The organism is Sphaerimonospora thailandensis (assembly GCF_016863115.1).
In the GTDB taxonomy this organism is placed as follows: Bacteria; Actinomycetota; Actinomycetes; order Streptosporangiales; family Streptosporangiaceae; genus Sphaerimonospora; species Sphaerimonospora cavernae.
The window spans coordinates 46647-57995 of the sequence record NZ_BOOG01000011.1; the positions used below are offsets into that span (position 1 = coordinate 46647).

The 11349-nt window shown below is 70.3% G+C and carries 11 protein-coding genes and 1 pseudogene; 6 read left to right on the plus strand and 6 right to left on the minus strand.

Annotation, left to right across the window (positions count from 1 at the left end; genetic code table 11):
* Window positions 1–27 precede the first annotated feature (27 nt).
* The 3 genes from Mth01_RS05490 to Mth01_RS05500 are packed head-to-tail and all read left to right on the plus strand — an operon-like array spanning window position 28 to window position 3224.
* Window positions 28–1008, plus strand: coding sequence for a decaprenyl-phosphate phosphoribosyltransferase (locus Mth01_RS05490; protein WP_407695922.1), 981 nt, complete (start codon window positions 28–30; stop codon window positions 1006–1008).
* Window positions 1005–2405: an FAD-binding oxidoreductase gene (locus Mth01_RS05495; protein WP_204012250.1), complete on the plus strand. Its 1401-nt coding sequence runs from the start codon at window positions 1005–1007 to the stop codon at window positions 2403–2405. The genes Mth01_RS05490 and Mth01_RS05495 overlap by 4 nt, the downstream gene beginning before the upstream one ends.
* A gap of 60 nt (window positions 2406–2465) precedes the next feature.
* Complete coding sequence (locus tag Mth01_RS05500; protein WP_204012263.1) at window positions 2466–3224, plus strand: decaprenylphospho-beta-D-erythro-pentofuranosid-2-ulose 2-reductase; 759 nt, start codon at window positions 2466–2468, stop codon at window positions 3222–3224.
* Between the two features lie 77 nt (window positions 3225–3301).
* Here Mth01_RS05500 and Mth01_RS05505 read toward each other — a convergent pair whose 3' ends face one another.
* A complete protein-coding gene (locus Mth01_RS05505; RefSeq protein ID WP_239089385.1) occupies window positions 3302–4498 on the minus strand; it encodes a S1 family peptidase in 1197 nt (398 codons plus the stop codon).
* A 385-nt stretch (window positions 4499–4883) separates the two neighbouring features.
* Window positions 4884–5843, minus strand: coding sequence for a LysR family transcriptional regulator (locus Mth01_RS05510; RefSeq protein ID WP_204012265.1), 960 nt, complete (start codon window positions 5841–5843; stop codon window positions 4884–4886).
* Between the two features lie 640 nt (window positions 5844–6483).
* Here Mth01_RS05510 and Mth01_RS05515 point away from each other — a divergent pair.
* Window positions 6484–8031, plus strand: a complete 1548-nt coding sequence (locus tag Mth01_RS05515; RefSeq protein ID WP_204012267.1) for an acyl-CoA synthetase — start codon at window positions 6484–6486, stop codon at window positions 8029–8031.
* A 34-nt stretch (window positions 8032–8065) separates the two neighbouring features.
* Here Mth01_RS05515 and Mth01_RS05520 read toward each other — a convergent pair whose 3' ends face one another.
* On the minus strand, window positions 8066–8704 hold the full coding sequence (locus Mth01_RS05520; RefSeq protein ID WP_204012269.1) for a LysE family translocator: 639 nt from the start codon (window positions 8702–8704) through the stop codon (window positions 8066–8068).
* A 57-nt stretch (window positions 8705–8761) separates the two neighbouring features.
* Window positions 8762–8848, minus strand: a pseudogene (locus Mth01_RS29555) (type I methionyl aminopeptidase); the annotation flags it as partial.
* Here Mth01_RS29555 and Mth01_RS05525 point away from each other — a divergent pair.
* Window positions 8841–9122 (plus strand): helix-turn-helix domain-containing protein, encoded by a 282-nt coding sequence (locus Mth01_RS05525; protein ID WP_204012674.1) that lies wholly within the window; start codon window positions 8841–8843, stop codon window positions 9120–9122. The pseudogene Mth01_RS29555 and the gene Mth01_RS05525 sit on opposite strands and share 8 nt — an antisense overlap.
* 202 nt (window positions 9123–9324) lie before the next feature.
* On the plus strand, window positions 9325–10269 hold the full coding sequence (locus tag Mth01_RS05530; protein ID WP_204012271.1) for a threonine ammonia-lyase: 945 nt from the start codon (window positions 9325–9327) through the stop codon (window positions 10267–10269).
* Between the two features lie 87 nt (window positions 10270–10356).
* Here the strand turns inward: Mth01_RS05530 and Mth01_RS05535 are convergent, their stop codons facing one another.
* Both Mth01_RS05535 and Mth01_RS05540 read right to left on the minus strand, forming a co-directional pair.
* Window positions 10357–10569 carry a hypothetical protein gene (locus Mth01_RS05535; RefSeq protein ID WP_204012272.1) on the minus strand — a complete coding sequence of 71 codons (213 nt, stop codon included), beginning with the start codon at window positions 10567–10569 and terminating at the stop codon, window positions 10357–10359.
* A gap of 12 nt (window positions 10570–10581) precedes the next feature.
* Window positions 10582–11337: a hypothetical protein gene (locus Mth01_RS05540; protein WP_204012274.1), complete on the minus strand. Its 756-nt coding sequence runs from the start codon at window positions 11335–11337 to the stop codon at window positions 10582–10584.
* Window positions 11338–11349: the final 12 nt, after the last annotated feature.

Sequence of the window (11349 nt, forward strand, 5' to 3'; positions counted from 1 at the left end):
GCGCGTGGCTGCGCGACGGGCGGTGACATGAGCAGAGACAGCGCGGCGCCGCCGATGGCGACGTCATCGGCGGGCGGGGTGCCGGGTACGGCCCCGCGATCGCAGGCGGTCGGCCTGCTGCGCGCCTGCCGCCCCCGGCAGTGGCTCAAGAACGCGCTCGTGTTCGCCGCCCCGGCGGCGGCCGGGGTGCTCACCACGGGTGCTGGACTGCGCGGCTCGCTCATCGCGTTCGTGGCGTTCTGCCTCGCGGCGAGCGGCACCTACCTGTTCAACGACGCGGCGGACGCGGCGGCCGACCGCCGGCACCCGCGCAAGCGGCTGCGCCCGATCGCGGCCGGGATCGTACCGATCCGGGTCGCCAGGCTCGCCGGCTCGGTCCTGCCGGCGCTCGGCCTCATCGTCGCGTTCGCCGGTGGGCGGCCTCTCGGCGCGGTGGTCGCCGCCTACCTCGCGCTCACCTTCTCCTATACGTGGTGGCTCAAGCATCAGCCGGTCGTCGATCTCGTCGCCGTCGCGGGCTGCCACGTGATCCGGGCCTACGCCGGCGCCGTGGCGGTGGCCGTACCCGTGACGAGCTGGTTCCTCGTCGTCGTCTCGCTGGGGTCGCTGCTGCTCGTCACCGGCAAGCGGGAGGCGGAGCTGCGCTCGTCCATTCCGGCCACCGGCACTCCGGCCACCGGCACTCCGGCCACCCAAGGTACGGTCCGCGACACCCGGGCCACACTGTCGGTCTACACCCCGAGCTACCTCGCCCACGTCCGCGCCGTGGCGTCAGGGGCGATGATCGTGACGTACTGCCTCTGGGCGCTGCAGGAGCACACGGGGGCGGCCAAGGCGTGTTACGCGCTGAGCATCGTGCCGTTCGTCCTCGTCGTGTTGCGGCATGCTCTACTCGTGGACCGCGGAGTGGGGGAGGAGCCCGAGGAGCTCGCCCTCGGGGATCGCCCGCTCCAGGTCTTCATCGCCATGATGCTGCTTCTGCTCGCCCTCGGGATCCACCTGTCATGACTCTCTTGACCGGGTGGGGACGCACCGCCCCCACACCCGCCACCCTGGCGCGGCCGCGATCGGCCGCGGAGGCCGCCGCACTGCTCACGCGGGCGGGCCGGCGCGGCGTCGTGGCGCGCGGCCTCGGCCGCTCGTACGGCGACGCCGCCCAGAACGCCGGCGGCCTGGTCCTCGACTGCACGGGGCTCGACAGTACGGGGCTCGACTGCACGGGGCTCGACAGTACGCAGGGCGACCGTACGGGGGGCGGACCGTCGTGGCGGCTCGATCCCACTGGCCTGGTCACCGCCTCGGCCGGGGTCAGCCTGCACGACCTGATGACCGATCTGATGCCGAAAGGTTGGTTCGTCCCGGTAACACCGGGCACCCGATATGTCACGGTCGGCGGAGCCGTCGCCGCCGACGTCCACGGCAAGAACCATCACGTGGACTCCTCTTTCGGCGCGCACGTCCGGTCGCTGCGCCTGCTGACCGCCGATGGGACGATCCATGAGCTCACCCCGGACGACGAGCTCTTCTGGGCCACCGTGGGCGGCATGGGGCTCACCGGCGTCATCCTCGAGGCGACCTTCCGGTGCGTCCCCGTCGAGACCTCCCGGATGGTGGTGGACGTCGAGCGGACGCGCGATCTCGACCAGACCCTGGAGACGATGGCCGAGACCGACCACCGCTACCGCTACACCGTCGCCTGGATCGACCTGCTGGCCGGGGGCCGTCGGATGGGCAGGAGTGTGCTCACCCGCGGTGACCACGCCGCGCCGGCGGACCTGCCCGCCCGGATGCGCCGCGACCGGCTCGCCTTCGGACCGCGCCCCCGCCTCGCCGCGCCACCGTGGGCGCCCGGCGGGCTGCTCAACCGTGCGACCGTCAGGGCGTTCAACGCCGCCTGGTACGGCAAGGCGGCGCCCGCCGCCGGCAAGCGGCTGATTCAGGGCATCGCACCCTTCTTCCATCCCCTCGACGGGGTCGCCGGATGGAACCGGATGTACGGCTCACGCGGCTTCGTGCAGTACCAGTTCGCCGTGCCGTTCGGGGCCGAGGACACCCTGCGACGGGTGGTGGCGAGGCTGTCGGGCGCGGGGGTGGTGTCGTTCCTGACCGTGCTGAAGCGGTTCGGGCGGGGCACTCCGGCGATGCTGTCGTTCCCCATGCCCGGATGGACGCTGGCCCTGGACATCCCGGCCGCCCAGTCCGGCCTGGCCGGGATGCTGACCGAGCTGGACGAGTGGGTCGCGGCCGCCGGGGGACGGATCTACCTGGCCAAGGACTCCCGCATGTCCGCCGCGATGATGTCCGCCACCTATCCCCGGCTTGACGAGTGGCGGGAGATCCGGCGGCGGGCCGACCCCGACGGGCTGTTCGTCTCCGACCTGGCCCGGCGGCTGCGCCTGCTCTGATCGAGGGCCTGCTCTGATCGCAGGCAAACCTTTGGCTGAAGGCCTGCTTTGATGAGGAATGTGAGAAACGCGTTGGGCGGCATAGACACGGTCCTGCTGCTGGGCGGGCGCAGCGAGATCGGCCTCGCCATCGTGGAGCGGCTCGTGCGGGACGGCGCCCGTCGAGTCATGCTGGCCGCGCGGGGCGGTACGGCACCGGCCGAAGACATCGAAAGGCTCGAACGGCTCGGGGCCGAGGTCCACCTGGCCGACTTCGACGCCGCCCGCCCGGAGACGCACGTCACGCTGATCGAGGAGGCCGCGGCCAAGCTCGGCGACCTCGATGTGGTGATCCCGGCCTTCGGCGTGCTCGGCAGCCAGGCGGTCTACGACGAGGACCCGGTGGTGGCCGCGCGCGACGTGGCGGTCAACTTCGGCGGACACGTCTCGGCCGGCCTGGCCGCCGCGCGGTCGCTGCGCGAGCAGGGCCACGGCACGCTCATAGTCCTGTCGTCGGTGGCCGGCGTGCGGGTGCGCAGGGCGAACTTCGTGTACGGCTCGGCCAAGGCGGGCCTGGACGGCTTCGCGCAGGGGCTGGCCGACTCCCTCCACGGGTCGGGCGCCCGGGTCGTGGTCGTCCGCCCGGGGTTCGTGATCGGCAGGATGACCCGGGGGATGACTCCCGCTCCGATGTCGGTGACCGTGGACGCCGTCGCCGACGCCGTGATCGACGCGCTCAGGTCGAGGCGGCGTACGGTGTGGGTGCCGGCCCGGCTCGGGCCGGTATTCGCCCTGATGCGGATCCTGCCCAGGGCCATCTGGCGCCGCCTGCCCCGCTGAGAGAGGCGCCGCCGCGCCCATTGGGGGGTGATGGGAGCGGCGGCGCCGGAGATGCCGTTGTCGCGAGGATTACCTCATCAGCCGGTGACGAGGGTGAGTCCGAAGGCGGACAGCGCCGGCCTGACCGGCTGGAAGTAGGTCGTGCCGCCGGTCCTGCAGTTGCCGCTGCCGCCGGAGGTCATGCCCTGCGCCTGGCTGCCGGAGATGAAGGAGCCGCCGGAGTCACCGGGCTCGGCGCACACGTTGGTACGCGTCACCCCGCTGACAGTGCCCTGCGAGTAGCGGACGCTGGTGTTGAGCTGCTGGACGTAACCGCAGTGCCAGCCCGTGGTCGAGCCCGACCGGCAGATCGAGGAGCCCACGGGGGCCACGTTCGAGCCCTTGACGGTGACGTTGCCGCCGCCGCTGCCCTTGACGTACGGCCTGGGCGTCCAGTTGCTGTTCACCGCGACCCACGCGTAGTCGCTGCCGGGGAAGCGAGAGGATTGGAAGACGCCCTGCGCGACCCCGTTGTACCCGGTCGTCCTGTCGCCGGCACGACCGCAGTGGCCGGCGGTGACGAATCCGTTGGTGCTGCCGCGCCGTACCGAGAAGCCGATGGAGCAGCGAGACGAGTTGTTGATGTAGTAGGGATCGCCGCCGCGCAGATCGTAGAAGGTCTGCGGCTGCTCGGCGGACTGCTCCACCCGCACCAGCGACTTGTCGGCGCCGCCGGCGTCGATGAACGCCTCGGCTTCGGCCGGGTTGGAGGAGAGCACGACGACGCTGTTGCTCCTGACGTCGACGTACCAGACGGGGGTCGAAGCGGGCGCGTCGCCGACCCTGTCGAGTGCTTCCTTGGCGGCGGTGAGCGTGCCCAGCGACCGGCCGACGATCTGGGGCTGCGCGCCCGCGGCGAGGATCGCGCCGGCCTTGGAGGCGTCGTTGGTCGCGACGATCAGGACGTCGGATGTCGGCCCGGTGACCCACGACCCGGCGAAGGCGTCGCCGAGGTTGGTACGGACCTTCTCGTCGGTCGCCATCGCGCGGGCTTCGTTGGCCAGACGGGCCTGGGCCTGGCTCTCGCTGAGTCCGAGGTCGCGCTGCATCGCCTCGAGCATCGCGGGCGGGGGCTTGGTCACGGAGACGGCGGACTGGGCTGCGTGCTGGTCGGAGGCAACGGCACCCGGGTTGGGGGCCGCGGACGCGGGACCGGCCATCAGAGTGATCGCACTGACGGCCACGGCACAGCCGGCGGTAACCGCGTGCCGAGGGAACCTGCGCCTGTCGGGCATGTCGTTCTCCTTGGTGACAGGGGGGCTTGACCGACAAGCTAGCCGAGAGTCAAATTTCGAGAACCTACCATTTCGTCAATAGCCCAGTGCTATGGAATCGCTCTGAACTATGGAACCCACGTCCCACCCTCCCCTCTACGCCCCCCACCCATCGTGATCTTGCAGTTTCTCGCAGGCGGGTCGCCTGACCTGCGCATATTTGTTTGGTGATCCTGCTGTCGTGAGTGCAAGATCACGAACAGCGTTTACGTTGTTCAGCGGGTAGGTCTGCGAGAAACTTCAAGATCACGAAACAGGTATTGCCTGCTCAGGGTGTATTCGTGCGAGCATTCGCAAGATCACGGCAGGGGGGTGGAGGTGGGGTGGGGGTGGGGGCGTGCGGTTGTCAGGGGACTGTGCCGAAGTGGGGATTGTTGATCAACCAGTCGGCGTAGCGGCGGCTGCGGGACACCGCGTTCGCGTGCGCGGCCCTGGCGTGGGCGGCGACCGAAGGCGCCACCCGCGCGGCGATCGAGTCGTAGTGCCAGCCGAGCAGGTGCCGCCAGCGCAGCGGAGCCCCGGCCAGCGGCATCATCACCAGCCCGGCCGTGAGCTGGAACGTCGCCTGGCAGAGCAGCACGGAATTGCCGACTCCGACCAGGTGCAGGCAGGTCGCGACGTCGCTCTCGTAGATCGACTTCGGTACGAATCCCGCACGGGCGCAGGCGACGACGAAGCAGTCGGAGAAGCAGCCCTCCCCGGGTACGGCCGCCCATTGCTCGTCCGCGAGCTGCGACAACTCCAGCTCGTTCTCGCCGGCGAGCGGGTGATTCTCGGCGAGCAGGACGAAGACCGGGTCGGTGGCGACGACGCTCCAGCTCATCGTGTCCGATGGGGGCGGCGGGCTGTCGCCGCACGTTCCGACCAGTGCGAAGTCGAGCAGACCCGCTGTCACCATCGTCGTCAGCTCGCGCGCCGACCACGAGGTGCGGGTCGTCACCGGCGACCCCGGATTGTCGGCGGTGAGGCGCTCGACCAGCCCGCCGAGGATTGACCCGTTGGTGGCGCCGAGGCGGTAGCCGGGGATCTGCTCGGAGGTGTTGGCGAACCGTACCGCGTCTTCTTGGAGTTCGCGTACGGCGGGGAGCAGGACGCGGGCCCGGGCCAGGACCATTTCCCCGAGTGGTGTGGGACGGGCGCCGTTACGGTCGCGTTCGAAAAGGGGACCCCCGAGAGAGCGCTCGATGCGCTTGAGCTGTGCGGTGAGCGAAGGCTGAGCCAGACCGAGACGGGTGGCCGCCTTGGTGACGCTGCCGGCGTCGGCGACCTCGCGCACGATTCTGAGATGGCGGAGCTCCAGATCCATACCGGGAAGGTACGACTCCTGTGGTATGCCCGCAATACCCGACTTGTCATTAACACTGACTTAAGGTAGTGAGGGCAAGCGTCACCATTATCGCACCACCCGCTCAATCCTATACGATCTTGTGATCAATTTGGTGGGAATCGCGAAAACCCGGTGACCTGGCGGGCCGCTCCTCGCTGGAACGCGTTCCGGAGCGACCCCGCTCCACGCCTTCCGCGACGAGCCTTCCGCACCGAAATGGAACGCGTTGCAGTATGACGGAGGCGGACCCGCATTCGGACATGCGGACACGTGGATGCCGTGGCCGGCCCGACCAGCATGTCCATCGAGAGCGCGTTGCGGGCCTCGGGCCGGTCCATCGGGACGATCACAAGGTGGCCGTCGCGCCCGGTCCGGCAGTGCGGGGTGCTGATCGGCAGGAGATCCACGGATTTCCCTCCGAGCGCGGACCGGTTCTTGTTACGTGCTGTTTCCCGGGTTAGTCTGCCCGCAAGAACTAGAACCGATTCTCGCCCGTGTCGCTTCGCATTGCCAGAACCTGTCGGCGTCTCGCCCGTGTTCCACTCGCGTGCTTCATGGGCTGAACCGGCTCGTTCCGGCACCGGGCGGCCCGGGCGGGACCGCACCAAGGGAGCTGCGGATGGGCTCACTCGGTTTCTGGAGGTTGGCGCAGGCCGATCCGGACTGGATCGCCGCGGTCGACCCCGACGGCACGCGTTACCCCGCCGGCGAGCTGCTCGCCCGGGCCAACCGGCTGGTCCACGGGCTGCGCGGGCTGGGACTCCGGCCCGGCGACGGCATCTGCGGGCTGACGCCGAACGGCGTGGACGGACTCACCCTCTATCTGGCCGCCCTGCAGGCGGGCTGGTATTACACACCGATCAACTGGCACCTCACCGGACCCGAGATCGGCTACATCCTCGCCGACAGCGAGGCGAAGGCGTTCTTCCTGCACGAGCGGTACGCCGAGGCGGGGATGGTCGGGGCCGCGGCGGCGGACGTCGCCGCCCGCTGCCACGCCTTCGGGGAGGTGGCGGGGGCCCGGCCGGTGTCCGACCTGGTCGGCGGCATGCCGGACACGCTCCCGGAGGAGCGTACGGCCGGGGCGACCATGCACTACACCTCCGGCACGACCGGCCGCCCGAAGGGGGTACGGCGCCCGCTCAACGGGCTCGATCCCGACGACTCGGCCGAGCTGATGTCCTTCCTGCTCGGTTTCTTCGGGATCACCACCGGGCGGCCGAACGTCCACCTGGTCACCTCGCCGAGCTACCACACCGCCGTCACCCAGTTCGGCGGTACGGCACTGCACATGGGCCACACGCTCGTCTACATGGACACGTGGGACCCCGAGGAGACCCTGCGCCTGTGCGAGCGACACCGGGTGACCAACTCCCATCTGGTGCCCACGCACTTCAAGCGGCTGCTGGGGCTGCCGGAGGAGATCCGGCGGGGCTACGACCTGTCCTCGCTGCGGTGGATGATCCACGCCGCCGCGCCCTGCCCTGTGCCGGTCAAGCGGCAGATGCTGGACTGGTGGGGTGACGTGATCTACGAGTACTACGCGGCCACCGAGGGCGGCGGCACGATCGCGACCCCCGAGGACTGGAAGAAGCACCCCGGCACGGTGGGCAAGGCCTGGCCGATCGCCGAGCTCCGCATCGTCGACGACGACCTCAAGGAAGTGCCGGCCGGCACCCCCGGCACGATCTACATGAAGATGGCCGGCGCCGGCTTCGAGTACAAGGGCGACCCCGCCAAGACCGCGGCGAACCGATTGGACGGGTTCTTCACGGTCGGCGACATCGGCTATCTCGACGAGGACGACTTCCTGTTCCTCTGCGACCGCAAGGCCGACATGATCATCTCAGGCGGGGCCAACATCTATCCCGCCGAGATCGAAAAGGAGTTGCTGGTCCACCCCAAGGTCGCCGACGTGGCGGTCTTCGGGATCCCGGACGAGGAGTGGGGCGAGCAGATCAAGGCCGTCGTCGAGCCTGCCGAAGGTCTGTCACCAGGTCCCGACCTCGCCAGGGAGCTGCTCGACTCGCTGGCGGGCAGGCTGTCCCGGATGAAGTGGCCGAAGTCGATCGACTTCATCGCGGAGATGCCTCGCGAGCCCAACGGCAAGCTGCTCAAACGCAAGCTCCGCGACCCCTACTGGGAGGGCCATGACCGCACCATCTGACGGGTTACGCGCCGCCGCCACGTGAGGGCTGCGATCAGAGCCGCTTGGAGCCCTCGCTCGCGAAGGCGGCCACGGCGCCGAGGCCGAGATAGACCACGCCGCTGCCGACGTCGAGCCGCCGCCGGGCTCGGACGGAGGAACGCAGCCGTCCGGCCAGGGCCGAGGCCAGCACGGCGTACGTTCCGTCGCTCGCCATGCCGAGCACGATCCAGATCACGCCGAGCAGCACGATCTGCGCGGCGACCGGCCCGCGCGCCGGGTCGGCGAACTGCGGCAGGAAGGCGAGGAAGAAGATCGCCGTCTTCGGGTTGAGCACGTTGACGACGAAACCCTCGCCGAACAGCCGGGACCGTGACGCGGCCGCGACCTCGGGTGAGTCGTCCTCGGACCGCCGGATCAGCTTCCGCACACCGAGACAGACGAGGTAGGCGGCGCCCAGGTACTTCACGATCGTGAACGCGGTGGCCGAGGCGGCCAGCAGGGCGCTGATCCCGAGGGCCGCCGCCCCCACGTGGACCAGCGATCCCGCGTGGACGCCGAGCACCGACACCAGCCCTGCCGTACGGCCCTGCGCGACGCTGCGGGTCACGATGTAGACCACGGCGGGTCCCGGCACCACGAGCAGCGCGAGTGTGGCCGCGGCGAAGAGAGCGAGTGTCGCTGGAGTAGGCATGCCCGCGATCGTACGATCCCGCCATCCCGCCCGGCATCTCGATTTCCGGTCCTCCGATCAGAGCAGGGTCAGGACGCGGGGACCGTCCTCGGTGACGGCCACGGTGTGCTCCATGTGGGCGGCCCGGCTGCCGTCCGTGGTGAGAGTTCCCCTGACCCCCGAGGAGCGGCTGCGGGGGGAGCGGTTCGGCGCCCTGCTTCGGCAGGCCCGCGGCGAACGCAGCATGGTCGAGGTCGCCGCGGCGGCCGGGCTGTCCGCCGAGACGCTGCGCAAGATAGAGACCGGCTGGGCGCCCACCCCCGCCTTCTTCACGGTCGCGGCTCTGGCCGCGGCGTTGGGGCTCTCCTTGGACGAGCTCGCCGCCGCGTGCGCCGACGCCTCAGCCAGGCGCGGCTCCGAGTTCCGAAAAGCCGGCTGATACAGCGGAACAGCCGGGTTCGGCTCGGCACGATGATTGGCATGGCGACCAAGGAACCCACGGCGAGACCCGGCCGATATGTCGCTTCGGTTGAAAAGCGTCGGCGTGAGCGGGACCGGAAGACCTCTCGTCGAGGGCGGCGAGCAGGGCGGCGGTGGCCGGAGGTGGACTTGTACCAGGCTGTTCCGTCAGGCTGGGCGGCATGAACGATCTCCGTGACGTGCTGGAGGCCCGGCGGATCGTCGCCGCGCACCTCCCGGAAACCCCGATGTGGTCCTATCCCGTGCTCGACGCCGCCGTCGGAGCCGAGGTGTTCGTCAAGCACGAGAACGTGCAGCCCACCGGTGCGTTCAAGGTGCGCGGCGGGATCAACCTGCTGGCGCGGATGGCGGACCGCTCCCGCGGCGTCCTGACGTACTCGACCGGCAATCACGCCCAGTCGATCGCGTACGCCGCCCGGCTGTACGGCGTGGCGTGCTCGATCGTGATGCCGGAGAACCCGAACCCGGCCAAGGTCGCCGCCGTCGAGGCGCTCGGCGCCACCGTGGAGATCGCCGGGGCGACCATGGTCGAGGCCGCCGAGCACGCCCGTGCCCTGGCGGCCCGTACCGGGAGGAGGTTGATCAGCCCCGCCGACGAGCCCGACATCATCGCCGGGGTGGGCACGTTGTACTTCGAGGTCCTCACCGCGCGGCCCGACCTCGACGCGGTCTTCGTGCCGGTCGGCAGCGGAACCGGTGCGGCGGCGGCTTGCCTGGTCGCGCGGGCGCTCGCGCCGAAATGTCAGGTGATCGGAGTCCAGTCCGCCCAGGCCCCGGCCGCCCACGACTCGTGGCGTCTGGGCGAGCTGGTCAGCCGACCCATGAAAACGGTCGTGGACGGCCTCGCCACCGGGTCCGCCTTCGCCACGCCCCAGGCCGTGATGCGGGACGGCCTGGCCGACTTCATGCTGGTCTCCGACGACGAGATCGTGCGAGCCCAGCGGATGCTGCTCACCGAGGCGCACACCCTGGCCGAGGGCGCGGGTGCGGCCGCCCTGGCGGCGCTGCTGGCCCGCCGCGAGCGCTTCGCCGGACGCAGAGTCGCCGTCATCTGCACCGGAGCCAACGCCGGCCCCGCCGAGCTCGCCCGCCTGCTCACCACCTGATGTCGGTGGCCCAGGCAGTGGATGCCACCCAGGCCCCGCGACGCGCTGACCCTGCCACGGACCGTGGCCCTGCCCGCGCATACACGATCAAGAATCTTGATCAATCGATGCCGAAACTTTCGGCGGCGGAATGCGTGTGTGGGGGGCGACTAGCGCCCACTGGCGCATCTTGTCGTTGTCGTTGTCTTCGTGTTCGAGAATGTGGCAGTGGTGGATGTACGTCGCCGGCAACTTGGTGCCGCTGTCCGGTATCGACGCGACCGGACCCGGCACATCGAATTTCATGATGATTCTGGTCACCAGGGGCCCGGCTCAGCCGAGATCGTCTCGGGTGGCCTCCTCGACCTCGCGCAGGCTCTGCCGGGTGAATTCCAGTTCTGAGGTGAGGTCTTCGAGCGCCTTCGTGCCGCCGTTCGTCTCCAACGAGGTGGCGGCCATCGTGGAGAGCTCTACCGCCCGGGCGACCAGGCCCTCCAGGCTGATCGCGCCGGACTCGAGCCGGGCCAGCAGCCGCTGCCGTGTGCCCGACACCCGGTCGTACACATCCTGCTGGGCCGCCAGCGACGCGATCGACCGGTCGAGCTCACCGGCGACCTCCGCGCGGGCCGACCGCCGGGCGCGCGTGAGCCGTTCACGCTCCTGGTGAAGGAACCGCGGATCGAAGCGGGCGAGCGCCGAGCCGGTGACCGTCGCCTGCCCGGCCAGCCGGCGCAGCGTCGCCACCGTGTCGTCCACCTCGGGCCGCATCGCGGCGATCCGGTCGAGCAGGATCTGCCCGCGCATCGAGGCGGTCAGATCGGCGAAGGTCGCGGCCGCCCGCTCGGCCCGCCGCAGCCACCCCTCCTCCGCGCTGCCCGGGCTTACTGCCGGCAACTCCTCCCGTTCCTCCGTACGGCTCTCGCCGCCGGCCGACTGCCATGCGGAGGCGAACGCCTTGACGAGCCAGACGGCGACGCCGACGAAGGCCGCGCCGACCGGGTGCACGTTCACGGCCCAGGCCGCACCTCCCGCGGTGGCGCCCAGGAGTAGCGCCCAGGGGTCGCGGAGTTCCTCACTGAAGCGGGACAAGTTGGGCTCCGG

What these genes read in the sequence shown, in the direction of transcription:
- Mth01_RS05505 (WP_239089385.1), bottom strand. Translation starts at nt 4,498, where the DNA reads ATGCCCGACAGGCGCAGGTTCCCTCGGCACGCGGTTACCGCCGGCTGT.
- Mth01_RS05515 (WP_204012267.1), top strand. Translation starts at nt 6,484, where the DNA reads ATGGGCTCACTCGGTTTCTGGAGGTTGGCGCAGGCCGATCCGGACTGG.
- Mth01_RS05530 (WP_204012271.1), top strand. Translation starts at nt 9,325, where the DNA reads ATGAACGATCTCCGTGACGTGCTGGAGGCCCGGCGGATCGTCGCCGCG.
- Mth01_RS05495 (WP_204012250.1), top strand. Translation starts at nt 1,005, where the DNA reads ATGACTCTCTTGACCGGGTGGGGACGCACCGCCCCCACACCCGCCACC.
- Mth01_RS05510 (WP_204012265.1), bottom strand. Translation starts at nt 5,843, where the DNA reads ATGGATCTGGAGCTCCGCCATCTCAGAATCGTGCGCGAGGTCGCCGAC.
- Mth01_RS05490 (WP_407695922.1), top strand. Translation starts at nt 28, where the DNA reads ATGAGCAGAGACAGCGCGGCGCCGCCGATGGCGACGTCATCGGCGGGC.
- Mth01_RS05520 (WP_204012269.1), bottom strand. Translation starts at nt 8,704, where the DNA reads ATGCCTACTCCAGCGACACTCGCTCTCTTCGCCGCGGCCACACTCGCG.